The organism is Bacillus sp. AFS077874 (genome assembly GCF_002566505.1).
Taxonomy (GTDB): domain Bacteria; phylum Bacillota; class Bacilli; order Bacillales; family Bacillaceae_G; genus Gottfriedia.
Genome location: NZ_NUYF01000048.1, coordinates 16,281 through 42,161 on the forward strand (window position 1 = coordinate 16,281; position 25,881 = coordinate 42,161).

The 25,881-nt window shown below is 32.4% G+C and carries 27 protein-coding genes and 1 riboswitch; of the genes, 19 read left to right on the top strand and 8 right to left on the bottom strand.

Annotated features, from left to right (window positions below; translation table 11 throughout):
* Positions 1–14: 14 nt before the first annotated feature.
* The 3 genes from COJ46_RS20300 (at position 15) to COJ46_RS20310 (ending at position 3,933) form a co-directional block, all read left to right on the top strand.
* Positions 15–2,369 carry an endonuclease MutS2 gene (locus COJ46_RS20300; protein WP_098566233.1) on the top strand — a complete coding sequence of 785 codons (2,355 nt, stop codon included), beginning with the start codon at positions 15–17 and terminating at the stop codon, positions 2,367–2,369.
* 229 nt (positions 2,370–2,598) lie between these two features.
* Complete coding sequence (locus tag COJ46_RS20305) at positions 2,599–3,468, top strand: alpha/beta hydrolase (RefSeq protein WP_176522640.1); 870 nt, start codon at positions 2,599–2,601, stop codon at positions 3,466–3,468.
* A gap of 9 nt (positions 3,469–3,477) precedes the next feature.
* Complete coding sequence (locus tag COJ46_RS20310) at positions 3,478–3,933, top strand: GNAT family N-acetyltransferase (protein WP_097978362.1); 456 nt, start codon at positions 3,478–3,480, stop codon at positions 3,931–3,933.
* 133 nt (positions 3,934–4,066) lie between these two features.
* Here the strand turns inward: COJ46_RS20310 and COJ46_RS20315 are convergent, their stop codons facing one another.
* Positions 4,067–4,507: a hypothetical protein gene (locus COJ46_RS20315; RefSeq protein WP_098566234.1), complete on the bottom strand. Its 441-nt coding sequence runs from the start codon at positions 4,505–4,507 to the stop codon at positions 4,067–4,069.
* Positions 4,508–4,601: 94 nt separating this feature from the next.
* Here COJ46_RS20315 and COJ46_RS20320 point away from each other — a divergent pair, with 94 nt between their 5' ends.
* The 6 genes from COJ46_RS20320 to COJ46_RS20345 all read left to right on the top strand — a co-directional run bounded on the left by COJ46_RS20320 (position 4,602) and on the right by COJ46_RS20345 (position 9,604).
* Positions 4,602–5,108 carry a hypothetical protein gene (locus COJ46_RS20320; protein WP_098566235.1) on the top strand — a complete coding sequence of 169 codons (507 nt, stop codon included), beginning with the start codon at positions 4,602–4,604 and terminating at the stop codon, positions 5,106–5,108.
* A gap of 114 nt (positions 5,109–5,222) precedes the next feature.
* A complete protein-coding gene (locus COJ46_RS20325) occupies positions 5,223–5,579 on the top strand; it encodes an aminotransferase yhxA (RefSeq protein ID WP_097978365.1) in 357 nt (118 codons plus the stop codon).
* A 2-nt stretch (positions 5,580–5,581) separates the two neighbouring features.
* Complete coding sequence (locus tag COJ46_RS20330) at positions 5,582–6,826, top strand: glutathionylspermidine synthase family protein (RefSeq protein ID WP_098566236.1); 1,245 nt, start codon at positions 5,582–5,584, stop codon at positions 6,824–6,826.
* Positions 6,827–6,849: 23 nt separating this feature from the next.
* Positions 6,850–7,251, top strand: coding sequence for a DUF350 domain-containing protein (locus COJ46_RS20335; RefSeq protein ID WP_069034569.1), 402 nt, complete (start codon positions 6,850–6,852; stop codon positions 7,249–7,251).
* 238 nt (positions 7,252–7,489) lie between these two features.
* A complete protein-coding gene (locus COJ46_RS20340) occupies positions 7,490–8,374 on the top strand; it encodes an ABC transporter ATP-binding protein (protein WP_141540913.1) in 885 nt (294 codons plus the stop codon).
* Positions 8,375–9,604, top strand: coding sequence for an ABC transporter permease (locus COJ46_RS20345; RefSeq protein WP_098566238.1), 1,230 nt, complete (start codon positions 8,375–8,377; stop codon positions 9,602–9,604). It begins immediately after the preceding gene.
* Between the two features lie 56 nt (positions 9,605–9,660).
* On the opposite strand, the gene COJ46_RS20350 is transcribed toward COJ46_RS20345, so the two are convergent.
* The 3 genes from COJ46_RS20350 to dat all read right to left on the bottom strand — a co-directional run bounded on the left by COJ46_RS20350 (position 9,661) and on the right by dat (position 12,027).
* Positions 9,661–10,497 carry an SGNH/GDSL hydrolase family protein gene (locus tag COJ46_RS20350; RefSeq protein WP_098566239.1) on the bottom strand — a complete coding sequence of 279 codons (837 nt, stop codon included), beginning with the start codon at positions 10,495–10,497 and terminating at the stop codon, positions 9,661–9,663.
* A gap of 277 nt (positions 10,498–10,774) precedes the next feature.
* Positions 10,775–11,074, bottom strand: coding sequence for a hypothetical protein (locus COJ46_RS20355; RefSeq protein ID WP_097978371.1), 300 nt, complete (start codon positions 11,072–11,074; stop codon positions 10,775–10,777).
* A 68-nt stretch (positions 11,075–11,142) separates the two neighbouring features.
* Positions 11,143–12,027, bottom strand: coding sequence for a D-amino-acid transaminase (gene dat / locus COJ46_RS20360; protein ID WP_176522641.1), 885 nt, complete (start codon positions 12,025–12,027; stop codon positions 11,143–11,145).
* A gap of 154 nt (positions 12,028–12,181) precedes the next feature.
* On the opposite strand from dat, the gene COJ46_RS20365 reads away from it, so the two are divergent.
* From COJ46_RS20365 to COJ46_RS20390, 6 genes are all read left to right on the top strand, one after another.
* Positions 12,182–12,991: a sugar nucleotide-binding protein gene (locus tag COJ46_RS20365; protein ID WP_176527963.1), complete on the top strand. Its 810-nt coding sequence runs from the start codon at positions 12,182–12,184 to the stop codon at positions 12,989–12,991.
* Positions 12,992–13,117: 126 nt separating this feature from the next.
* Positions 13,118–14,824 carry an AMP-binding protein gene (locus COJ46_RS20370; protein ID WP_097978374.1) on the top strand — a complete coding sequence of 569 codons (1,707 nt, stop codon included), beginning with the start codon at positions 13,118–13,120 and terminating at the stop codon, positions 14,822–14,824.
* Between the two features lie 267 nt (positions 14,825–15,091).
* Positions 15,092–15,679: a fatty acid metabolism transcriptional regulator FadR gene (locus tag COJ46_RS20375; protein WP_056472373.1), complete on the top strand. Its 588-nt coding sequence runs from the start codon at positions 15,092–15,094 to the stop codon at positions 15,677–15,679.
* Positions 15,680–15,716: 37 nt separating this feature from the next.
* The gene (locus COJ46_RS20380) at positions 15,717–16,487 is read left to right on the top strand and encodes an enoyl-CoA hydratase (RefSeq protein ID WP_097978375.1); all 771 of its coding nucleotides are present in this window, start codon (positions 15,717–15,719) and stop codon (positions 16,485–16,487) included.
* Positions 16,488–16,543: 56 nt separating this feature from the next.
* Positions 16,544–17,317 carry an electron transfer flavoprotein subunit beta/FixA family protein gene (locus COJ46_RS20385; protein WP_097978376.1) on the top strand — a complete coding sequence of 258 codons (774 nt, stop codon included), beginning with the start codon at positions 16,544–16,546 and terminating at the stop codon, positions 17,315–17,317.
* A gap of 67 nt (positions 17,318–17,384) precedes the next feature.
* Positions 17,385–18,362 (top strand): electron transfer flavoprotein subunit alpha/FixB family protein, encoded by a 978-nt coding sequence (locus COJ46_RS20390; protein ID WP_098566241.1) that lies wholly within the window; start codon positions 17,385–17,387, stop codon positions 18,360–18,362.
* A 163-nt stretch (positions 18,363–18,525) separates the two neighbouring features.
* Here the strand turns inward: COJ46_RS20390 and COJ46_RS20395 are convergent, their stop codons facing one another.
* The 3 genes from COJ46_RS20395 to COJ46_RS20405 form a co-directional block, all read right to left on the bottom strand.
* Positions 18,526–18,768 (bottom strand): hypothetical protein, encoded by a 243-nt coding sequence (locus COJ46_RS20395; RefSeq protein ID WP_097978378.1) that lies wholly within the window; start codon positions 18,766–18,768, stop codon positions 18,526–18,528.
* A 249-nt stretch (positions 18,769–19,017) separates the two neighbouring features.
* Positions 19,018–19,176 (bottom strand): FbpB family small basic protein, encoded by a 159-nt coding sequence (locus tag COJ46_RS20400; protein ID WP_097978379.1) that lies wholly within the window; start codon positions 19,174–19,176, stop codon positions 19,018–19,020.
* A gap of 217 nt (positions 19,177–19,393) precedes the next feature.
* On the bottom strand, positions 19,394–19,864 hold the full coding sequence (locus COJ46_RS20405) for a GNAT family N-acetyltransferase (protein WP_098566242.1): 471 nt from the start codon (positions 19,862–19,864) through the stop codon (positions 19,394–19,396).
* Between the two features lie 170 nt (positions 19,865–20,034).
* Here COJ46_RS20405 and trxA point away from each other — a divergent pair, with 170 nt between their 5' ends.
* From trxA to COJ46_RS20420, 3 genes are all read left to right on the top strand, one after another.
* Positions 20,035–20,352 (top strand): thioredoxin, encoded by a 318-nt coding sequence (gene trxA, locus COJ46_RS20410; protein WP_056472391.1) that lies wholly within the window; start codon positions 20,035–20,037, stop codon positions 20,350–20,352.
* Between the two features lie 283 nt (positions 20,353–20,635).
* A complete protein-coding gene (locus COJ46_RS20415) occupies positions 20,636–21,073 on the top strand; it encodes a MarR family winged helix-turn-helix transcriptional regulator (RefSeq protein ID WP_098566243.1) in 438 nt (145 codons plus the stop codon).
* Positions 21,074–21,150: 77 nt separating this feature from the next.
* Positions 21,151–22,779 carry an MDR family MFS transporter gene (locus COJ46_RS20420; protein ID WP_286145531.1) on the top strand — a complete coding sequence of 543 codons (1,629 nt, stop codon included), beginning with the start codon at positions 21,151–21,153 and terminating at the stop codon, positions 22,777–22,779.
* A 475-nt stretch (positions 22,780–23,254) separates the two neighbouring features.
* Here the strand turns inward: COJ46_RS20420 and COJ46_RS20425 are convergent, their stop codons facing one another.
* Positions 23,255–23,686 (bottom strand): PepSY domain-containing protein, encoded by a 432-nt coding sequence (locus COJ46_RS20425; protein ID WP_097978382.1) that lies wholly within the window; start codon positions 23,684–23,686, stop codon positions 23,255–23,257.
* 147 nt (positions 23,687–23,833) lie between these two features.
* Here COJ46_RS20425 and uvrC point away from each other — a divergent pair, with 147 nt between their 5' ends.
* Positions 23,834–25,609, top strand: coding sequence for an excinuclease ABC subunit UvrC (uvrC, locus tag COJ46_RS20430; protein WP_097978383.1), 1,776 nt, complete (start codon positions 23,834–23,836; stop codon positions 25,607–25,609).
* A gap of 74 nt (positions 25,610–25,683) precedes the next feature.
* Positions 25,684–25,859: riboswitch (Lysine riboswitch) on the top strand.
* Positions 25,860–25,881: the final 22 nt, after the last annotated feature.

Consider the following 25,881-nt stretch of genomic DNA (forward strand, 5'->3'; position numbering starts at 1 on the left):
GGTTCCGACGGGGTATGCAACGTACGTTAAGAGTTTTAGAGTACGATAAAATAAAAGAACAATTACTTAAACACGCTTCATCTTCACTAGGTAAGGAACGTATAAAAAACCTATTACCAAGTACTAGTTATGATGAAGTTGTAGAACTACATGAATCAACCGACGAAGCTGTGAAAGTTATTCGTCTACGAGGGAATGTACCTCTTGGTGGATTATCAGATATTAGAATGCAAGTAAAAAGAGCAGATATTGGTGGAATGCTGTCTCCTTCTGAGCTAATTGCGATTTCGGGTGTTACATATGCTGGGCGTCAAATGATTCGATTTATTGAGGGCTTAATTGAGAGTGAAGTAGAAATTCCATACTTAGAATCATTAAGTGAGCAAATTATTCCTTTATTAGAATTAGATAAAAATATAAAGGCTGCTATTGGTGATAATGGAGAAGTTTTAGATGACGCTAGTGTGACGCTTCGAACAATTCGTGGACAAGTTCGAACAGCTGAAGCTCGAATTCGTGAAAAATTAGAGAGTCTAACTAGAGGTACAAATGCACAAAAAATGTTATCAGATTCAATCGTAACGATTCGTAATGATCGTTTCGTTATTCCAGTAAAACAAGAATATCGACATGTTTATGGTGGTATTGTTCATGATCAATCTTCTTCTGGGCAGACATTGTTTATTGAGCCACAAGCTGTCGTTACATTAAACAATAGTTTACAAGAAGCAAAGGTTAAAGAAGAGCAAGAAATTGAGAAAATTTTAATGGCATTAACGGGTCAAGTAGCTGAGGCATCAGCGGATTTATTGCAAAATGTTGGAATTTTAGCTGAAATGGATTTCTTATTTGCAAAAGCTAACTATTCGCATTCAATTAAGGCAAGTAAACCAATTTTAAATAACGATCGATATTTTAAATTAAAAAAAGCACGTCATCCTCTAATTCCAAGGGATATAGTAGTAGCTAATGATATTGAATTAGGTAAAGATTTTACTACGATTGTCATTACTGGTCCAAATACGGGTGGTAAGACGGTTACTTTAAAAACGATTGGTATTTGTGTTTTAATGGCACAATCTGGTCTACAAATTCCTGCACTAGACGGTTCAGAAATCTGTGTGTTTGAGCAAATTTTCGCCGATATTGGGGATGAACAATCAATCGAACAGAGCTTAAGTACATTCTCTTCTCATATGGTGAATATTGTAGATATTTTAAAACATGTTAATCATAGTAGTCTTGTATTATTTGATGAATTAGGAGCTGGAACTGACCCGCAGGAAGGTGCGGCTTTAGCAATCTCAATTTTAGATGAGGTCAGTGAATACGGTGCAAGAGTAGTAGCGACAACGCATTATCCTGAATTAAAAGCATATAGTTACAATCGAGAGCACGTTATGAATGCTAGTGTTGAATTTGATGTCGAAACATTAAGTCCGACTTATCGACTATTAATTGGTGTTCCAGGTAGAAGTAATGCATTTGAGATTTCTAGAAGACTTGGACTTTCAAATCGTGTAATTGAAAAAGCAAGAAATCATGTAAGTGAAGAAAGTAATGAAGTTGAAAATATGATTGCATCTTTAGAAACGAGTAGAAAAGGTGCAGAAACAGAATGGAAAGAAGCAGAAGATTTCCGTAAAGAATCAGAGCGTGTATTCAAAGATTTACAAAAGCAAATGATGGAATTTTATGAGCACCGTGATGAATTATATCGTGGAGCACAGGAAGAAGCGAAAAAGCGTGTCAGAGTTGCACAACAAGAAGCTGAGGAAATTATTAAAGAGCTAAGATCGTTAAAGAATAACCAATTAGCTTCTATTAAAGATCATGAATTAATTGAGGCAAGAACTCGTTTAGAAGGGGCAATTCCTTATGCTCCAAAGAAAACAATTCCTCAAGCCGCTCCGAAGAAACAAAGAAAGCTTCGTGAAGGTGACGAAGTAAAAGTAATTAGTTTTAACCAAAAAGGGACACTACTTGATCAAGTTAGTGAAGGGGAATGGCAAGTTCAGCTCGGTATTATTAAGATGAAAGTTAAAGAAAAAGATATTGAATATATAAGTTCACCTAAAGAAGTAAAAGAACGAACTGTTACCTCTGTAAAAGGTAAGGATTTTCATGTTAATCTTGAGCTGGATCTTAGAGGTGAAAGATATGAAGATGCACTAATTCGTGTTGAAAAATATATCGATGATGCATTATTAGCCGGTTATCCACGAATTAATATCATTCATGGAAAAGGAACTGGTGCACTGAGACAAGGGGTACAGGAATACTTAAAAAAACACAGATCTGTTAAATCCTATCGATATGGAGCAGCCTCCGAGGGCGGAATTGGTGTTACTGTTGTCGATTTAAAATAAGGTAATAGGGGTTCTAAGATGGAAAAGTTGGCAAAAATATTATTTGCGGTTTGTGCAGTATTTTTAATTTGGGGAATTTTGTATGTAACAGTTATTAAATAAAGTAATTGAGGCTAGCATCATTAGTGTATTTCTATTAATTTATGTAGACATTCAAAATCTTACATAAAGATGAACTTAGAAGACATAACCTGAGTTAGTCTCTTTTTAATTAGAAAGGTGAATTGGCTTGAAGAAAATCATTTTAGCATTAGTCATCTTTGTAATTGTCTTTGTTGGATTTAATGGTTTTCAACATAAACACCAAAAGAAGATAAATGATGTAAATAAAGATATTATTGTGCAAAGAGATGTACGTTACACAAATCCTGCCCAAGTTCCACAAACCTTTGATATATACCGATCTAAAAATTCTCATGGTCCATCGCCAACGTTGATATTTGTTCATGGCGGTTCTTGGAGATATGGAAGCAAAGCGTTAAATAAACGTTGGAGTACGATTTTTAATGAAATAGTAAAAGATGGATATACAGCAATTAGTATAGACTACACACTTTATTCAAAAGAAAATTATTCATATAACTTTCCAGTTCGTGATGTGAATTCGGCAATCGACTTTATTTACACACATTCAACTGAATTAGGAATTGATCGCAATCAAATCGGGATAGCTGGAGCTTCTGCTGGTGGACACTTAGCCTTATTAACTGGTCTTCAGCCTGATATACAAAACAAAATAAAATATATTATTGCTTGGTATCCAATTTCAGACTTAACGACGATGAATCAATCTCCTTCTTCAAGAAGTTCAGAAATTGTAGATAAATATATGAATAGTACTGTTGATCAAATGACAGATGAGTATAATCGAATGAGTCCTATTCAATATGTAGAAAAGACAAAAGTCCCAATCTTTATCGTACATGGAACAGGAGATAAGCTTGTTCCGTTCAGTCAATCTAAGCGATTTGCTAAAAAAAATCCAAAAATGGTTACGTTGATTGCACTTAAAAATGGAAACCATGGATTTACAAATCTTTCGGTACAAAAATCTACCAATGATACGATAAATTATTTAAAGGCAAGATTAAAAAAGTAAGGAGTATCAATGAATCATATTAATAAAATTCAATTTCTAACGAAAGAGCATTGGAATCTATTATTACTAGCTGATCCATCAAAAGAAATGGTAGATAAATATATTCAAAAGAGTAATATTTATGAAGTACTAGAACAAAAAATACTCGTCGGTGTATTAGTATTAATGGAGAATTCAAGTGAAGAGGTTGAAATTAAAAATATTGCAATTGATCCGCCCTTCCAAGGACAAGGATTTGGAAAAAATTTAATCTACTATGGTATTAATGAATCTAAAAAACTTGGTTATTCTAAAATTTCGATCTGTACCGGTAACTCAAGTACATATCAATTAGCTTTATATAAAAATTGCGGATTTCAAATCAGTACGGTTTTTCACAATTTCTTTATTGATAATTATGATAAAGAAATATGGGAAAATGGCATACAGTGTAAGGATTTAATCAAGCTAGAACAAATACTATAGTATACAATAAAGCTATCTAAGGAGACTTAGGTAGCTTTATTGTATAGACAAAGTACTAAAAACATGATTATCAGACTGATTGCNNGTTTGTCAACAGTCTGAAGCTACCTAGGAAGCCTTAGGTAGCTTATTTTTATTCAATATACCGTTTGACATACATCACGTAAGTATTACGGTCTTGATCAACTTCATTTGAAGTTTGCTCGTAAATTTTATGATTTATTGTTATATAAGTTGATTGAAGCCAAGAAAGTAGATCCAATTCATCTCCACTCTCATAGAAATGAATTTCATCAAAAGTATCGACATCTCTAATTTCAATGCCTAACGGTCTGGTTAAATGGTAAAAAGGAGTATTTTCCATGTCCGATTCAATTACTTCAATTACATATCGATCTTCCTCGATATAAGAGCCTTTATTCTCGTAAACGAAACCATTTAAAATAAAGTAATCGCAATATCTTCTTGTAAAGATTTGGACCTTTGATAAAAATGGAAAATGGTAAATAGGTCGTGTAAATTCTCCATCAAGTAATCGATATTCAAGAACAAAGATGTTGTCTGTATTAAACATTGTTCAAACTCCTTTAATAATTGTATATACATTAGTATATAACACAGTTTAGGATAGAAATGTATGTATTTATATATTGAATTAGGAGAATACAATGTCAAAAACATCAAAATTAATGAAAAAAGTGAGTATTGCCTTAACAAGTGGTATTGTAATAAGTTCATTAACCGGGTGTGGATCTGAACCAGAGTCGATTGAGACAACTGATAATTCTTATGAATCAAGTCAACCGGTCTATGAAAATACAAAGCAAGTAAATGAGGTTGATGAGGGGACGACGACTGAAGATAGTATTGATGAGACTGATTATACTGATAGTGACGAAATAGATTTTGCGTACACAGATACGGAAATGCCTGATGATGAAAATTGTAGTGATTGGGAATTTGACTATGAAGATAATATTTGGATTTGTGATGATACTTCAAGCTCATTTTACCGTAATTTTTTCTTTTTAGGCTCATTCTTTGCAACAAAAAATATGTTATATAGCAACAATGATTTTAATCAATACAAATCCTCAGGCATGATTAAAAGTACAAATTCCTCAGTTAAAAAAAGTGGTTTTGGCAGTGGAGTTTCTGGGGGATTTGGAGGTTAATTTAAAAGATAACGAGAGTAAGAGGGATAGTTCAAGCTAATTTCTATATACTTTATGAAAGGGATTAGTTTAGTATAGAATAGAATAATTTTCAATACTCGAAAGGAGATCCCAATGTCAAAAACATCATTATTAATGAAAAAAGTTAGTATCGCATTAACGAGTGGCTTAGCAGTAAGTGCATTAGCCGGCTGTGGTTCTCAAAATGCTGACCGACCAGATAAACCGAAAAATGACGATTGCCGTGATTGGGAGTTTGATGATGACGAAGGTGTTTGGGTTTGTGATGATAGCACTAGTCATTACTACCATAGTTATTATCATGGCGGAATATTTTATCCTACAAGAACGGCACTTCATGCAAGTAGTTCTTATAAGAGCTACAAATCTTCTAGTAAATATGCAGGGCATACTTCATCTTCAAGTAAAAGTGGTTTTGGAAAAGGTTCATCTGGAGGATTTGGTGGTTAATAATGGATAATGCGAATTTACAGAATCACAGACGAAAACGTAAAGAAGTATATCAAAAACTTCCGGATTTTTGGGCGGATTTACAAGATTCATATTATGCTTTATTAGACTATTATCCGTTGACTGAAAGTGAAGTTGATGAAATTCATTTAATTACGGAACAAATTGGTAAAATCTATGATAAGACTGCTCGGTTAATGAGACAATTACCAGATGATATTTTTTATATGCTTGGTTATTCAAAGGAAATCATACCTTTTTTACGTCATAAAACGATTGAAAGTGAAGGAATCATTAGAAGAATTGACCTTGTTCGTACAAAAGATGGTTGGAAACATTATGAATGCAATAGTGACACCCCCACTTTTATTATGGAGACCCATCATGTCAATGGTTACATTACGGATTATTTTAACTTGAAGAATCCTAATGCTGATAGTGAAATGAAACTTTCTTATGTCATAAATCATGTTGTTAACAAAAGCATAAAAGGGTTAGATAAACCAATTATTGTTTTTACAGCTCATGGTGATCATGAAGAAGATTGGAAGACAGCTAAATATATCCAATCCCTATACAATGGCAAGAGTCAATTAATGGCGCTAGAAGATTTACAGATTATTGAAAACGATGGACTTTATACACCTAAAGGGGAACGAATACACATTCTTTACCGACAAACCTATCCAATTGAACATCTAGAGCTTGATCAATCTTCAGATGGAACAAAAATTGGCCTGGCACTATTAGAACTTGTAAAAGAAGGGAAATTGATTATTTTTAATCCATTATCTTCATTCTTACTACAGTCCAAGGCTGTTCAAGCATTAATTTGGAATTTACATATAGAGCAATCAGATGTTTTTACTGTAGAAGAACATGATGCCATTAGAAAACATTTTCTGCCAACATTTTTAGAGCCAGATTTCTTTATAGAAAACAATCTTCCATATGTTGAGAAACCTGCATTTGGCCGTGAAGGAGATTCAATTAAGATTATTAACGGAGAAAACCGTCAACAAAGTAAACAAAATAACTATCAAGATCAAGTTATGGTGTTTCAACAATATTCACCTTTACCTATGAGAAGGGTTATGACTCCTGATGGAATGCTAGATTTACATGTATTAATAGGTAGTTTTTTAATTAAAGAAGAATACGGCGCAATTGGTGTACGTGCTGGGAATATTATTACCGGAAACGAAAGTTGTTTTTTACCAATAGGAATCGTTGAAGAAAAAAATTAATTAATGAGGGGATGAGAAGATAAATGGATAGTATTGTTAGTACTTTAATGTATTTAGGATCAGGACTTATTCTTTTATTTATTGGATTTTTAGCTTTTACTTTTACCACTAAGATGAGTGAACAAAAATTAATTTTAGAGGACGGTAATATTGCCGTTGCACTGAAATTAGCGGGAAAATTAGTAGGTTTAGCCATTGTTATTATGTCAGCAGCAAAGTATTCAGTTAACTATGGTGATTTCATTATTTGGAGCTTAGTTGGTATTATAGCTCAAATGGTTACATATTGGATTGCAGAATTTGTATTATTTCCGAAAATTTCATTTGCTAAAAAGGTTGAAGAAGGAAATATTGCAGTAGCTGCTTTATTGTTTACTTTAAGTGTAACAGTAGGTTTATTAATTTCAGGTAGTATTTCATATTAATCAGACTGTTGACAAACGCTNNGCTTGCAATCAGTCTGAAAATCTGGTTTTTAGAACTTTGTTAACACATTGAAATGAGAATGCTAGAGTGGCATTCTCATTTTTTCGTTTCTGTCTTTAGTCTAATCAAGTTAAATAAACTGATAAACTAATTACGATATTTACCTTTAATTAAAATTCTTTAAAATGTATGCTTAATGTATATGAATTACATTTAAACTTCAAAGGGGGAAGAGCGTTGACTTTAGAAATAAAACAGCTTTCTAAAAATTTTGGAGATACTATTGCCGTTAACGAATTGTCATTGACTTTGCCTACAGGAAGAGTATTAGGTTTATTAGGTAGAAATGGGGCAGGTAAAACGACCACCATTAAAATGTTATTAGGTCTTCTTACACCTACAAAAGGAGAAATAACTTGGAAAGGGAGCCCATTTAAATCCGATAAAGTTAAGGTAGGGTATTTACCAGAAGAAAGAGGATTATTTACCAAAAGCAAAGTTGTTGATCAGCTTAAATATTTCGGGAAATTAGAAGGTATGTCTAATAAAGAGGTTGATGTAGCAATAACATATTGGCTAGACCGTCTAGAAATACCACATTACCGAAATAAAAAGGCAGGGGAGCTTTCAAAAGGTAACCAACAAAAAATTCAACTAATTGTAACTTTATTACATAACCCTGATTTGATTATTTTAGATGAGCCATTTAGTGGACTAGATCCAGTTAATGCGGAGTTAATGGCTTCAATTATTACCGAACAAATTCAGAAAGGGAAAACGGTCATATTATCAAGCCACCGTATGGATCAAGTGGAGGCTTTTTGTGAGCATGTTTGTATACTTAAGAACGGTAATGTAGTCGCGGAAGGTAGTTTAAATAGCTTAAAAGAAGACTATGGGTATAGAAATTTAATTTTAGAAGATATAACATCGATTAAACAAACACTAGATTCCAATAATGTAAGTTATGAACAAAAGCAATTAGGAATTTACGTAAAGGTAAAAAGTGATGAGGAGGCTTTTACGATTTTAAATCGTATTAAGTCAGAATTGGGTTCGATAAAGAAGTTCCAATTATTAGAACCTACACTAAATGATATCTTTATAGAGAGGGCGAAATAAATGAAGAAGTTTAGTACGGTCTTTTTATTTCATTTACGTGAAGGTCTTTTGGCGAGAGCAACGATGATTATGAGTGTTATTTTATTTGTATTAGTCGTTGGAATATTTGGAGTACAAAAATATTTTGCTGGTACAGAAAAGAGTAATAAGGATAAAGATAAAATTGTTTTAATCGATAATTCGAAAAATTATTCGGTAGATCTTGCTAGTTTAAACAAAACGATTAAATCTGCAAAGATCGAGCAGAGCGATGCATCGAAAGAAAAAGATTTAAAAAATCAAATTGAAGATGGTTCAAAAGATGGACTGCTTATTCTTTCCGAAAAGAACAATGTCCCTTCAATTCAATATACGTATAAAAAGTTTTCAAATAGTGAAGTGCTTTCAGTCGTAAATATGTCTTTGCAGCAAAATTACTTAAATAAAACTGCCCAAGATTTAAAGCTATCGCCTGAATCTGCAACTAAGTTATTGCAAAAAGTAGAAGTAAATGAAAATGTTCTAAAAAATCCTATGGCTACATTCGGAATTGCTTACTTTTTCGGTTTCTTATTGTATATGTTTCTATTAATTTATGGAAACTCAATTGCAACGGGAATTGTTGCTGAGAAGTCTTCTAGGGTAATGGAAGTATTACTACCAAAAGTAATTCCTGTCGTGACTTTATACGGGAGAGTCATTGCGGTATTTTTTGTAGCTTGTGCACAATTAATTGTATTAGGAATAGGATTTCTTTTTGCCAATTTATTAGGCTGGGTTAATACGAATGCGATATCTTTTTTCGGAATGAAAATAGATTTAGAGGCATTAGATACTACAACCATCATTGCATTCGTAGTTTATTTCTTATTAGGTTATTTACTTTATGGTTTAGTTTACGCTGCAATTGGATCAGTTGTTTCAAGAACAGAAGAGCTTCAAATGGTTCTGATGCCAATTACTATTTTAGTCGTAGCAGCATTCTTTATTAGTATTAATGCATTAGTAAATCCAGGTGGTACATTTGTTCAAATTAGCTCATATATTCCATTTTTTGCTCCACTTGTAGCATTTTCTAGATTTGTAAGTGGAGAAATGAATTTTATAGAAATAAGTGCTAGTATATTAATTTTAATCGTTTCAATAATGATTTTAACTCGTGTTGCTAGCCGTATTTATGTTAATGGGGTAATGTATTACAGTGAAAAAGTAAAGTGGAAAGATGTAGCTAGATTATTAAAAAGACAATAAAAAAAATCGATCTCATAGGTCAAGTTGCTGACTCTTGAGATCGATTTTTTTATTGTCTAATTTTCTGTTGTATGATTATGATCCTCTTCTACTATACTACTTTTAGCATCCTGCTGTAGAACTTCTAATTCTCCAATTACAATCTCTGAAACACGTTTATATCCTCTAGTTTTATTTGGATGCATACTATCAATTAAATAATATTCACCATTCATTCTATTCCACCCAACATTAGAGTATAGGTCGATGCATGGCAATGCGTAAAAGGCAGCTACTTCTTTAACAGCTCTAGCATAATCAGATGTTAAATAACCGGCTTTATTTTTATCTTCATATTTTCCGTTGTGATATCTAGGTACAGGCGTCATAAGAATAATCCTACAATTTGGTAACCTTGTTTGTATTTTTTCAATCATTGAACACAAAGCACCGATAAATGTAGAATCGTCTAAATTGGGTCGTTCATTTGTTGGGAACCCTTTTCCTAAAGGAATACCTCTACCAAAGTCATTTGTTCCACCCATTATTGTTAAAAGTTGAGTATTAAGTGGAATCGTAGCATTGATCCTTTGACTGTTACACATACTTGATAAAATTTCTGTCGTGCCATTTGGCTGTGATTTAGGTGGTTGACCTTTGTAATTTCCATTCTTATCAATCCAGGCAATCGAACCATTTTCAGCTACAGTTGTTCCGCCAATCCCTCTATTAACATGAGTCAAGCCTAACTTTTCCGCAACAGCAGGCTGCCATCCGTTAGACGAAGTGATACTATCTCCGTAACTAATCCATATTTTTGATTTGTAACCGGTTATTTTTTTTCCTTTTGCCTCAGCTATATTTGTAAATAATGAATTAAAAATACGTTTTACATACGATGTTAATCTTGCCATAGCAATCACCCTTTTTACATATTTACTTCATAAACATGTAAAGCCTATTTACTAAAAATGAAATGACAATGACAGTACAGGATTTTGCAGTATGTAACATTTTATATATAAAAATTAATCTATATTACATTTATACAAATAAAATCAACTTAACAAAACTTTAAATCAATTGTAAAAAATGTTTATTAAAAGAAAGTTGCACTTCGATCGTTAGAAAAACAACAAAAAGCCTGTATCTTATAATTCAGTCTAAGATACAGGCTATACTTTTCAGTAACTAATGGTGCTTATAAATATTATTATCGGAGCTTTTTTTCATGAAGATTCCTATAATTAACTGAATGAGACCAATAAGAAATATGAATGGATACAATACCCACATTAACATCGCTGCCCATCCATCTCCTTCGATAATAGCGTACGTAATTCCAATGGCAAATGACAAAAATGGTCCAATGGCTACCATATTTGCGATACCCCATATGATATATTTTCGTTTTCTAGATTGGCCTATAGTAAAAACGAGAGCAAGAGCTGCGCCAAATAAGGCGATCAACATTGCTATAACAATTGCCAAATCAAGTCACTCCTCACTAGGTAAGCCAACATATTTTGATGCGGTTTTATAATGCTATATAATGTAGTTCAGTTAGTTGACTGATCCTGCGGAATTTTATCAATTAAATTAGTGTATGAATCTTGAATTCTTTTTGTTATGTCTCCACGCTTTCCTAAACCGATAGAATAGGATTTTTCATCAATTAAAACTGAAGTAACAGGTAGGATGTCAGAAACGGATGCTGTCGTAAAAGCTTCATCTGCATTTAAAAGTTCATCAATTGAGAAAGGAATCTCTTTTACTTCGAGTTTTTCTTTTTTTGCAATTTCAAGTACCACTTTTCGGGTAATGCCATTTAGAATTAAGTGATTGGCAGGATGAGTGAATAGAGTAGAGTTTTTTACGATAAAAACGTTTGTTGCTGATCCTTCTGTAATGATCCCATCTCTATGCAAAATGGCTTCTTTCGCTCCTTTAGCGTAAGCCTCATTTTTTACTAAAACACTACCTAATAAGTTTAAACTTTTTATATCACAGCGAAGCCATCGAATATCATTCGTTATATAAGCAGTTATTCCTTTTTCCATTTGCTGTAATGGTCTATGATCTTCTCTTACTGTATATGCAATCAGTTGTGGCTTTAAATTAGCTTCGTCTTGGTAAATATGATTGCGGTTCATTACACCTCTACTAATTTGGATATAAACATATCCATTATTGTAATCGCAAGTATTCATTAAATAAACTAAATCACTTTCAAGCTTTTTTAGGTGCATTTTAAAAGGAATTAATATTTTTTCACAGCTTTCCTTCAAGCGAATTAAATGTGCATCGAGTTCAAAATATGACTTATTGAAAAAACGAATAACCTCATAAACGCCATCTCCGAATTGATAACCTCGATCTAAAATATTTACATTTGCAGATTTTAAATCGACAATACGGTTGTTTAAAAGAACCTTTGCTTTCATATGAACCCCACTCCCTATTATCATTTAAGTCTGTTTGATTAAAAGTTTTCAAATAGTCTGGACTTTAAATTTATGACCTTTGTAAACACTGTTTATTATGATACATTCAATATATCACAAGTTTATTAAATATTTTGTAAAAAGGAGAGAGACAATGAAATTATTAATTTTAGGTGCTAGCGGACTAGTTGGGAAGGCTTTAATAAAAGAATTTTCTCCTGATTATGACGTTTATGGAACGTTTAATCAAACGAAATTAGATTTGAAAAATGATCATCAATTACAATGGGATATTAATGATTCAGAGAAAATATTAACCTGGATTGACCGTATTTGCCCAGATGCAATTGTTTCTTGTTTACGTGGTGATTTTAATGTTCAATTTGAGGCGCATTCTAGAATAGTAGAAAAAATAAAATCAACTTCAACGAAATTTTTCTTTTGTTCTACTACGAATGTTTTTGATGGAGAAGTTTCAAAGCATCACGCTGAAAACGATCTTCCTGTTGCCGAATCAGATTATGGACTATTTAAAATAAAATGTGAAGAATTAATTAAGAATGAGATTGGCGAAAATGGGATCGTATTAAGATTGCCAATGGTTTGGGGAAAACAATCGCCAAGACTAAATGAAATAAAAGATAAAATAGAAAAGGGTCAAGAAATTGAAGCATATGATAATATTTTTTTAAATCATGCAATTGATACAGGAATTGCTAAGCAAGTAAGAAAAATTATTGAAAAGGATTTAAAAGGAATATTCCATCTTGCAACAACTGATATTGACTCGCAATACTCATTTATTTTTAAACTTGTAAAAAGTGTATCAAATGATGGGAAAGTTAAATCTCTCACTTTAGAAAACTATGATGAATACAATTTTGGATTATTGACTAATCGAACCGATTTGCCATCTAATTTTTACTATAATAGCGATGAAGTAATTGATCAATTAGTTCACTAAATTCCAAAACAAATTCAAAAACCACTTGTGATTAAATATTCTTAATATTTTGATTGTATAGCTGAAATTTGTAACATATACTAATTTTAGTATGAACATACTTTTAAAATACTGGTGGTGAATGGTATGGAGGAACCAAGAGTAAAGCCTTGGGTGAGTCAGTATCCAGAGCAAATACCAGCTACATTAGACGAACAGTTTGATTTATTACCAACATATTTAAAGCAAACAGCTTCAAAATATCCAGCTAAGAAAGCGCTTAATTTCCTTGGGAAATCGATGACGTTTAATGAAATTTATATTCAGTCTTTAAGATTCGCCAATTTCTTAAGGAATTTAGGAATTAAAAAAGGCGACCGAGTTGCAATTATGCTTCCTAATTGCCCCCAAGCAGTGATTGCTTATTATGGGATTCTTTTTGCAGAAGCAATTATCGTCCAAACAAATCCGCTATATACAGAACGTGAGCTTGAATATCAAATGAATGATAGTGGTGCAACAGCTATTATTTGTTTAGATTTATTAATTAATAGAGTGTATGAAGTAAAAAAATCTACTAATCTACAACATATTTTTGTTACTGGGATTAAGGACTATTTACCATTTTTTAAAAAGCTGTTATATCCATATTCAAAACAGCCAAAGGCACCTGAGATTCCTAATGATCACTCGATTCATCAATTTAGTTTTATTATGCAAATATCTGCACCGATTGAACAGGATCTCTCAAGTAGTAGTGTAGAAGATGTAGCAATACTTCAATATACTGGAGGAACTACTGGATTTCCTAAAGGTGTCATGCTTACACATGAAAATTTAGCATCAAATACGTTAATGGCAGAGAAATGGTTATATAAAAGTCAGAAGGGCCAAGAAAAGATTTTGACTGTCTTACCATTTTTTCATGTATATGGAATGACGACATGTATGAATTTATCAATCATGTGTGCGTATGAAATGATTATCGTTCCTAGATTTGATGCAACTCAAATGCTTGAGGCAATCAATAAATATCGACCTACATTGTTCCCAGGTGCACCAACAATGTATATTGCATTATTAAATCATCCTGATTTAAAGAATAACGATATCTCATGTATTCATGCTTGCTTAAGTGGGTCTGCAGCGCTACCTGTTGAAGTTCAAGATCAATTTGAAAAGGTAACAGGTGGAAAATTAGTAGAGGGCTATGGGTTATCAGAAGCTTCTCCAGTTACACATAGTAATTTCCTATGGGATAAGCGAGTCACGGGTAGCATTGGAGTTCCTTGGCCAAGTACAGATGCTAAAATAGTATCTCTAGAAACTGACGAAGAATTACCTTATCGTGAAATTGGTGAATTAATCGTTTCAGGACCACAAGTAATGAAGGGGTATTGGAATCGACCAGAGGAAACTGCAACGACGTTAAAAAATGGCTGGTTATATACAGGTGATTTAGGCTATATGGATGAAGAAGGCTTCTTTTATATCGTTGACCGTAAAAAAGATATGATTAATGCAGGAGGGTTTAACGTTTACCCTAGAGATATTGAGGAAGTATTATATGAACACGAGGCTATTAAAGAAGCAGTTATAGTTGGTATTCCTGATGCATATCGTGGAGAAACGGTTAAAGCTTACATTGTATTAAAAGAAGGAAAATCAGTTACTGAGGCTGAACTAGATGATTTTTGTCGGAAATATTTAGCAGCTTATAAGGTTCCAAGAATTTATGAATTTAGGAATGAATTACCTAAAACAATGATTGGTAAAATCTTAAGAAGAACATTACTAGAAGAAGAAAAACAAAAGAATACGCAACCTGTGGATTCTGATGAAAATTTAATTTAATAATATAAGGGGGATGATCACATAGGCATCCCTCTTTATTTTATGAACTGTTATCAAAATACTATGCTAAAATAAATTTAAAGATTGATTAGAAAAGAAACCTGATAAAATTGAATGAAAGTACAAAGATTAAATAGTATATTAAAAGCTTTTGTAAAGAAATTTTATACACAAAAATATTAAAGGACAATTGACAATTTTCTGATAAATTTGTATTATGAGAATATGAATGATTATTCATTCACTGTAAGAAGGGGTAAATAAAAAATGAAAAGAGATAAACCAAAATATAAACAAATAATTGATGCTGCAGTTGTTGTAATAGCTGAAAATGGTTACCATCAAGCGCAGGTTTCTAAAATTGCAAAACAGGCTGGTGTAGCTGACGGAACAATTTATTTGTATTTTAAAAATAAAGAATCCATCTTAATTTCACTGTTTGAAGAGAAGATGGGAAATTTTACTGAAAAAATTCGTGAAAAAATTGAAGGTAAACCGGACGCGATATCGAAATTATTAATGTTGGTAAAAACTCACTTTTATGAAATGTCTAAAGATTCGCATTTAGCAATCGTTATGCAATTGGAAGTAAGACAAACTAATATTGACCTGAGATTAAGAATAAATGAGGTACTAAAAGAGTATCTACATATCATTGATTCAATTTTAAATGAAGGAATTAATAGTGGTTTGTTCGACAAACAATTGGATATTCGTACAGCTAGACAAATGATCTTCGGCACAATTGATGAAGTGATGACCCATTGGGTAATGACCGGTCAAAAACAAGATTTAGAGTCAAAAGCCGATAAAGTTCACCAACTTTTAATAAGAGGATGCGGGTACCAAAATTAACGTTCTAGTACATTTTGAAAAATAGGGAGGAATAGTCGTGAGTTTAATTCAATGTAAAATATCCGATGGTATTGCATTATTAACAATTCAAAATCCACCAGCAAATGCAATGTCTTCGGTTGTATTTGCTGATTTAGTTAAGCGTTTAGATGAATTAGAAAATAACAATGATGTAAGCGTTTTAGTTGTGCATGGAGAAGGTAGATTTTTCTCTGCAGGTGCAGATATTAAAGAATTTACTTCTTTCAAAAATGCTGAAGATGCAGCAGCTGTTGCAAGAAGAGGTCAACTAGTTTTTGATCGTGTTGAAAATTATTCTAAGCCAATCATCGCAGCAATTCACGGAGCTGCATTAGGTGGCGGACTAGAATTTGCAATGAGCTGTCATATTCGAGTTGTTGCAGAAAACGCGAAACTTGGCTTACCTGAATTAAACTTAGGAATTATTCCTGGGTTTGCAGGGACACAACGATTACCACGTTATGTAGGTAAAGATAAAGCGTTAGTTATGCTTGCGACTTCTGAACCAATTTCTGGTGTTGAAGCTAAGGAATTTGGATTAGCTACAATTGTAGTGCCAGAAGAAACTTTATTAGATGAAGCAAATGCATTAGCAGCTAAAATTGCAAATAAAAGTATGCAATCAATTCAATATATTCTACAACTACTATCTTCTACTAGAACTACTTCATATCATGAAGCGGTGGAAGAAGAGTCTAAATTATTTGGAGAAATTTTTACATCTGAAAATGCAAAAGAGGGTATTTCGGCATTTTTAGAAAAAAGAAAACCAGTGTTTAATAAATAAGTAGTTTAATATTTTAAAAAAATAGATGTAGTTACATTTCCTGGGAGGGTATAACAATGAACATTTATGTACTATTAAAAAGAACATTTGACACTGAAGAGAAAATTACAATTTCAAATGGTGCAATCCAAGAGGATGGCGCTGAATTTATTATAAATCCATACGATGAGTATGCAGTTGAAGAAGCAATTCAAATTCGTGACGCTCATGGTGGCGAAGTAACTGTTATAACAATTGGTAACGAAGATAGTGAAAAAGAACTTCGTACAGCACTAGCTATGGGTGCTGATAAAGCTGTGTTAATTAACGTTGAAGATGACGTTACAAATGCTGATCAATATACAACTTCTAAACTTATTGCTAAATACTTAGAAGATAAAGATCCTTCAATTATTTTAGCAGGTAATGTTGCAATTGATGGAGGTACAGGTCAAGTAGGTCCACGCGTTGCTGAATTGTTAAATATTCCTTACGTGACAACAATTACTAAAATTGACATTAATGGTACAACAGCTACAATCGAACGTGATGTAGAGGGTGATACAGAAATCATCGAAACATCTTTACCATTATTAATCACTGCTCAACAAGGCTTAAATGAACCAAGATATCCTTCTTTACCTGGTATTATGAAGGCTAAGAAAAAGCCTTTAGATGAATTAGAATTAGATGATCTAGATTTAGAAGAAGATGAAGTTGAAGCAAAAACGAAAACAATTGAAATTTACCTACCTGCGAAGAAAGAAGCGGGCAAAGTTTTAACTGGTGAATTAAAGGATCAAGTAAAAGAATTAGTTTCGTTACTACGTTCTGAAGCAAAAGTAATCTAATTTTATTGAATATTAGAACTTAAATAATAGATTAATATCGTAATAGATAATTTTGGAGGGAAATAACATGTCACGTAAAGTATTAGTATTAGGCGAAGTTCGTGAAGGATCACTACGAAATGTTTCATTTGAGGCAGTAAGTACGGCTAAAACAGTTGCTGAGGGCGGAGAAGTAGTTGCTGTATTAGTAGGTAAATCAGTTAGTACATTAGCTACTGAAATGATTCAATACGGTGCAGATCGTGCAATCGTTGTTGAAGATGAAAAATTAGCATCATATACTTCTGATGGATATTCTCAAGCACTTTTAGCAGTTATTGACCAAGAAAAACCAGAAGGTCTAGTATTCGGTCATACAGCTTTAGGTAAAGATTTATCTCCTAAACTTGCTGCTCGTATGCAAAGTGGACTTATTTCAGATGTTACAGCTATCGAAGTAGCTGGTGGAAATATTGTTTTCACTCGGCCGATTTACTCAGGTAAAGCATTCGAGAAAAAAGTTATGGTAGATCCATTTATTTTTGCGACAATCCGTCCAAATAACATTTCAGCATTAGAAAAAGATGCTACTCGCACTGGTGATGTAACAACTGTTTCAGTTGAAATTAAAGACTTACGTTCAATCGTCAAAGATGTTGTGCGTAAAGCGAGTGAAGGTGTAGACCTTTCAGAAGCAAAAGTGGTTGTTGCTGGTGGCCGTGGAGTTAAGAGTGAAGAAGGCTTTAACCCATTAAAAGAATTAGCTTCAGTACTAGGTGCTGCTGTAGGTGCATCTCGTGGTGCATGTGATGCTAACTATTGCGACTACTCTTTACAAATTGGTCAAACTGGTAAAGTTGTAACACCTGATTTATATATTGCATGTGGTATTTCAGGAGCTATTCAACATTTAGCTGGTATGTCAAACTCTAAAGTAATTGTTGCAATTAACAAAGATCCAGAAGCTAATATCTTCAAAGTAGCTGACTACGGAATCGTTGGGGACTTATTCGAAGTATTACCTTTATTAACAGAAGAATTTAAAGCTGTATTAGTTAACTCTTAATATAGAACTATAAATGATAGCCCACAAGTATCTTGTGGGTTTTTTGTGTTTTTCAAGTGTACGTCATGAAAAAAATTCAAATAAAAAAGAAGGGGTTCAAAAGTACTTTAACTTTTGTAACACCTCACTTATAGTTCTTCTATTCGTTTACAAGCCATTGTCATTACATCCTAACAATGACTGATCCACCGCCACTTGTTACAACCTGATTTTGTTTTTGTTCAAGTTGTCTAAGTAATTCATTATTCGCTTCGATTGCTTTTACAAGGTTTGTAATTTGATTTTCAAGATTCATGAACATTTGCATGATTGATTGATGATCAGTTTGTACATGACCTTGAACACCGTTTCTCATAGGATGTTGGGGATGATGCGGATGTGAATTCCAAAATGGATGATGATGCATACTTTTACCTCCAATTTCTAGACCAATGTACTATATAGTACGTCTATATTATTGTAAGAGTTCGCCTATTTTAGTTGGTTCACGAATTATAGCGATTTAATATATAGGAAAGAAGAGTGTTGATTTCTATACGGGTTCACGATTCCATAGGACATGAACTGAGCATTAACTAATAAGTCAATTCAAGAATCAAAATATGTAAGTAGAATACACAAAAAAAAGTAATCCCTCTAAAGGATTACTTAAAATTTATGATATAGCTTTGTTTAGTTTATTTTTTTCAGATAACAATTCGTGGCGTTTTTCAATTTTTCTTTCAATCTTTTCTATTTCTTCTTTGTTTCGTAATAAAGATTGTTTATTCTCATTAACTAATTGATTAAACGTTTTTCGAAAAGGTTTTCTCATAACTGCCACTCCATTCATGATAAATTTTTTGAATATTATTATTATATTCAATAATATATTAACATAAAAAACATACAACAATCGGCTGAAATTTTACAAAATTGTGACAAAAGTAGCGAATTGAATTGTTACTCATGGACTAGATCGATAATCTTGACGTCTTATGTAGCAGACAATCAATAATTTAACATTTAAATATGAAAATAATATGAAAATATTATGAATAAATCTTTTCATAAACCTCTACTTCAATACCATCTGCATTCGTTTTATTTTCTATATATTTAAATCCCTGAGATTTCCAAAAAGATTTTGCTTGTTCGTTATTAATTAACACACCTAATCGTAACCCGTGAATATTTCTTTTTATAAGTAGTTCTTCAAATAATATAAATGCGTTTGTTCCAAATCCATATCCATGGTAATCATGATGGATCATTAAAAGACCTAGCCATGGAAAACTATCTTTAGGATTAAGCGCTAAAAAATCAATTAAACCTATATATGTATCATCTAATTTAATAAAATAAGTTTCCGTTTGGTGTGAGGAAAAAAAATATTCCTTCATTAGTTCTTCTTTTGTTCGTGTTAAACGACCATTCTCCATTAAATTGTAATGTTGATTTGAATTTGTAATTTCTTCTATTACTTCAATTAAGTCTGTTGTAATTCTTTCAAATGTTATCACTTTTTTAGTCCTTTCATTGGTATATCAACTATTTGTTTGGAAATAGTAAGTTTGAGCAAATAAATAGAAAATGCTAATTCTCATATGGTATACTTTCTTTAAAATTATAACAAATTATGTGAATCTACATATTTTACTTATGTAGATTGCGTAGGTAGGAGGAAAAATAAATGGCAATTGTTAATGCAACAAACGCAACGTTTGCAGAAGAAACAAAAGAAGGTGTAGTATTAGTTGATTTTTGGGCAACTTGGTGTGGTCCTTGTAAAATGATTGCTCCTGTATTAGAAGAATTAGCTTCTGAATACGGAGAAAAAGTTAAAATTGTTAAAGTTGATGTTGATGAAAACCAAGAAACAGCAGCTAAATTTGAAGTTATGAGCATTCCATCATTATTCGTTCTTAAAGACGGAGAAGTAGTTGAAAAAACTTTAGGTTTCAAACCTAAAGAAGCTTTAGAAGAATTAATTACGCCACATATTGGTTAATTATAATTTGTAAGAAATGCACTCATAATATGAGTGCATTTCTTTTTTTTGCATTTTTAACTAAAAAAAAAGCTGGCTAGAACAATATTAATAAAACCAATACCTTAAGCCAATGTAAATGTTTTCATTATAATTAGCAATATGATTAATGAGAGTAATGTTAAAAATTTCTAATGTAAATAAGATTGACTATTTTTCTTTCACGTTTTATATTTAATAAGCATTAATATTTAACATACATTAAATATTTATTTGGATTAATTTTTAAAGGAGGTTAACTTTCTTGGGTAACAAAAATGAGTACATTGAACGGATCCAGATTGCACTTCAAAGCACTATTCATAAAATGCAACCAAAAGTGACAGAAAGTATGAATAGTCATGGTGTAACAGCTACTCAATTTTTTGTTTTAATGTACTTACGAAAAAAAGAAAGCTGTAAAATATCTGAGATCGCAGAGATGATGGGTGTAAAACCAAGTGCTGTATCATTTATGATTGATCGACTTGAACATAATGACTTTGTATATAGAGAACATGATAAAAAGGACCGAAGAGTTGTAAATATTATGTTAACTGATGAAGGTATTAAAAAATTAGAATCAGTGATAAAAGATCGAAAAGAAATTTTTGAAGGTTTCTTGTTTAACCTTTCTGACGAAGAGTTATTACAATTTGCAAAGATTACTGAAAAGCTTGCAAATGCTGCAGCAGATTTATAGAAATTTTTACAAAATATTTTTTTGTATTAGTAATTATAAAAAGAAAAAAGCTATGGGAGAGAAGGGAGAAATATATTTTGACTACAAATACAGTTGTTCAAAAAGAAGGCAATCGTAAACTATTGCTAATTGGTCTAATTATTGCAATGTTTTTCTCGGCATTAGATGGCACGATAGTTGGTACTGCTATGCCTAAAATAGTTGGAGACCTTGGTGGTTTAAGTATGATGACTTGGCTTACAACAGCATACTTATTAACTTCAACTACAGTAGTGCCGATCGCAGGTAAATTAGCAGACTTATTAGGTCGTAGAAGTGTTTATATTGCTGGTTTAGTTATATTTATGGCAGCTTCAGCATTATGTGGTATTGCCCATAACATGACTGAATTAATTATTTACCGTGGTATTCAAGGTATCGGTGGCGGTGTAATGATGCCGATGGCGATGATTGTAATCGGGGATTTATTTACAGGTAAAGAACGTGCGAAATTCCAAGGGGTTTTCGGTGGTATTTACGGTTTAGCTTCAGTAATCGGTCCACAAATCGGTGGTTGGATTGTTGACTCATTAAACTGGAAATGGGTATTCTACATTAACCTTCCAGTAGGGATTATCGCAACAATTTTTATTGCATTAGGTTTAAAAGGAAGAAAAAATACTGGACCAATCAATTTCGATATCGCTGGTATGGTGACTATGATTATCGGTGTTGTAAGCTTACTCCTTGGTTTAAGTTTAGGTGGAGTTAAGTATGATTGGAATTCTTGGCAAATCATTAGTTTATTTGTATTAGCAGTAGTTGGAATCATTAGCTTCGTGATCGCAGAAAATAAAGCTAAAGAGCCAATACTACCAATGCATTTATTTAAAAATAGAACGTTCGTAACATTGAACTTAATTGGTTTCTTTATGACAATTGCGATGTTTGGTGCAATTATGTTCGTACCATTCTTCATGCAAGGAATTGTTGGAGTAAGTGCAACACAATCAGGGACAATTATGACGCCAATGATGATCACTATGATTATTGCAAGTATTATTGGTGGTCAGGTTGTATTTAAAGTAGGTATTAAACCACAGATTATTACGGGTATGTTCGTAATTGCATTAGGTTTATACTTATTAACAACTTTAGATATGAATTCAACTAAAACGATTGCAACAATCTTTATGGGAGTTATGGGTCTAGGGATTGGTTTAGTAATGCCGACAATTACTTTAGCTCTTCAAGAAGTATTTGATAAGAAGGAATTAGGGATTGTAACATCTTCTAGCCAATTCTTCCGTTCAATCGGTGGTACTTTTGGAGCAACTGTTTTAGGGGCTGTAATGAACAGTAAATCAGGAACACTTCTAAACAATGATTTAGTTCCATTCTTAAATAAATTACCAGCTCAAGCTGCACCATTAGTAGACAAATTTAAAGACATGATTAATACAACTCCTCAGTCTGTATTTACAATGTTATTTAATGCGGATGCTAAGAAGCTAATTCCTAAGCCAATTTTGGAAGGTATGTTACCAATCATTAAAACATCATTAATGGATTCATTACACCAAGTATTCTTTGTTGGTTTAGGATTCATCATAATTGGTGCAATCGTAACATTATTCCTAACACCAATTAAATTAACGAATCGAAAAGCTGGCGATAAAGAAGGTAATGAGCAAGAACAAGTAGAAGTGGAAACTGCGACTTCGTAATTTCTCAAGCTGTAATCATAAAAGTAAAAACCATCCAGTAATATTTTGGATGGTTTTTATTTTTAGCATTTCGAGAACGCTAACTATGAAGTGTTGAGGGTATTACAACTGAACGAGTTAAAAAATTCAATCTTTTTTTGTTTTTATCAATTTTTAAATTGATCGAATGAGAAATAGATTATTTTTGCGAGTATTTCGTTTGAAAGTAGCTTCTAGTGTATAATTTTAAAGCTATAATACCTTAACTGGTAAGGGTAATTAATTGCGATTTTTTATAATTTAATTGCAGTTTGGTAAATTTTATTTGCCGTAATTTAATTTTAATTGCTGTTATGCTAATTTTAATTGCGATTTTCAGATTTTATTTGCAGACCACTATTTATTTGCACAAATTGATCTCTAATTTACGATAAGTTGCAAAATAAAGAAAAAAAAGAGGTCCCATAAAAGATTTACTTTTCAGGGAACCTCTTTGTTAGATAGCCACGGATACTTTTTCTTTTCTTTTTCTCATTTTTCGTTTATTACTCCACAAAATCCAAGATAACGCTAATCCTGTTCCAGTAAGTATAAAAAGACCGATACCACTAATTAAACCAATTATGCCGGTATGTAAGCTTTTGACTGAAAATGCAGACTGCTCAGTTCTCTTTCCAAAATTTTGAAATGGGGTTTGAGTATTATCACCACTTTGTCCATTTTGAAGCGCTGTGTTTTGATCGCTATTTTGAGATTGTTGGTTACCATTAAACTGTCCACCCGATGGAAACTGACCTTGCATAGAAAATCTTCCTTTTTCTTCGCCACCTTTATTGAAATACAGGATAATTCCTGTAGTAGATTCGATTAGTAGGAAAACCGAAACAATCACACCTATCCAAAAATGAACTACTCTTACTTTTTTCATCTTAACATTTCTCCTTTTCTTCTCTTGATGAAATTAAAGTTACAATAGAAAACTTAATTTTTACTTAATATCATTAAAGTATTTTCAGTTTTTAAATATGGAGATTATAATATTAAGTGTACAATTGCACGAAAGAGGTGAGAGGAAATGGACAATCACTTAAAAGAAAAATTAGCGCTACTACCTGATCAGCCTGGTTGTTATTTGATGAAAGATATTCAAGGGACGATCATTTACGTAGGAAAAGCTAAAGTGTTAAAAAATAGAGTTAGATCTTATTTCACGGGATCCCATGATGGTAAGACATATCGATTAGTTCAAGAGATAACTGATTTTGAATATATTGTTACTTCTTCAAATATGGAAGCATTAATTCTTGAGATGAATTTAATTAAGAAATATGATCCGAAATATAACATCATGTTAAAGGATGATAAATCATACCCCTTTATTAAAATCACTGCTGAAAAACATCCTCGCTTATTAATTACGCGAAATGTAAAAAAAGATAAAGGGAAATATTTTGGACCATTCCCTAATGCTACAGCCGCTAGTGAAACAAAAAAATTATTAGATCGTCTATATCCATTACGAAAATGTTCTTCATTACCAGATAAAGTTTGTTTATATTATCATATTGGTCAGTGTCTTGCGCCTTGTGTAAAAGAAGTAACTGATCAACAAAATCAGGAAATAGTTAATGAAATTGCCCGTTTTCTAAACGGTGGGGAAGACCAAATACGAAAAGAATTAGAGGCAAAAATGCTTGCTGCATCTGAACAATTAGATTTCGAGCGCGCGAAAGAGTATCGAGACCAAATTGTATCTATTGAAGCGACTATGGAAAAGCAGAAAATGATGAGTAGTGATTTAGTTGATCGAGATGTATTTGGATATGCGGTTGATAAGGGATGGATGTGTGTTCAAGTTTTCTTTGTTCGAAGAGGAAAATTAATTGAAAGAGATGTATCATATTTTCCAATTTACGATGAACCAGAAGAAGAATTCCTATCGTTTATTGGGCAATTTTATGAAAAACCACACAATATAAAACCAAAAGAAATTTTTGTACCAGATAAAGTTGATACGGAAATTTTAAAAGGTTTACTAAAAATTCCTGTATTCCAACCAAAAAGAGGCCAAAAAAAGGAACTCGTAGTATTAGCAAATAAAAATGCCAAAATTGGACTCGGTGAGAAATTTAAGTTAATAGAGCGAGATGAAGAAAGAACAGTTAAAGCAATAAAAAAACTAGGGGATATTTTAAATATTGAAACTCCGTATCGAATTGAAGCATTCGATAATTCAAATATTCAAGGAACAAATCCTGTTTCAGCTATGGTTGTCTTTATAGACGGAAAACCTTCAAAAAAAGATTACCGCAAATATAAAATCAAAACTGTCATAGGACCTGATGATTACGATTCAATGCGTGAGGTAGTACGTAGAAGATATTCGAGAGCATTAAAAGAGAATTTACCTTTACCAAACTTAATAATTGTGGATGGTGGGAAAGGACATCTAGCAGCAGTTGAAGATGTACTCCAAAATGAGTTAGGCCTATACATCCCAACAGCTGGACTTGTTAAAGATGAAAAGCACCGCACTTCAGAGTTATTAATCGGACAACCACCTCAAATTGTCCAACTTGGAAGACAAAGCCAAGAATTCTTTTTATTACAAAGAATTCAAGACGAGGTACACAGATTTGCGATTGAATTCTATCGTCAGCTTCATAGTAAATCAATGGTTCAATCTGCTTTAGATGGCATAGCAGGTGTTGGTGGAACAAGAAAGAAAGCTCTTCTTAAACATTTTGGATCAGTCAAAAAAATAAAAGAGGCATCAATCGATGAGTTAATAGCAGCTAAAATGCCAAAAAATGTTGCAGAAGAAATTCATCAGCATTTCCATAAAGAGTAACATAGTTGCCAAAATTTTTATCTTGACACTATTTTCAAAATAATTTATATTTTAGTTAAAATTAAATGATTTTCTCTCGTAATAGAGGTGCAAAACTTAAAAGTATGCTGTCATAGACGTGTGGCGTTGTGATGGACAGTTGAAAGGAAGTTTTGCCGAAATAAAATGAATCCACAATTCATTTTGTTGGGACTGCATTTAAGAAATGTAGTACTGTCGCATAATAATTATGCGGGGAGCTATTGAAGAGATGTTGATGATTTGTCTATTTT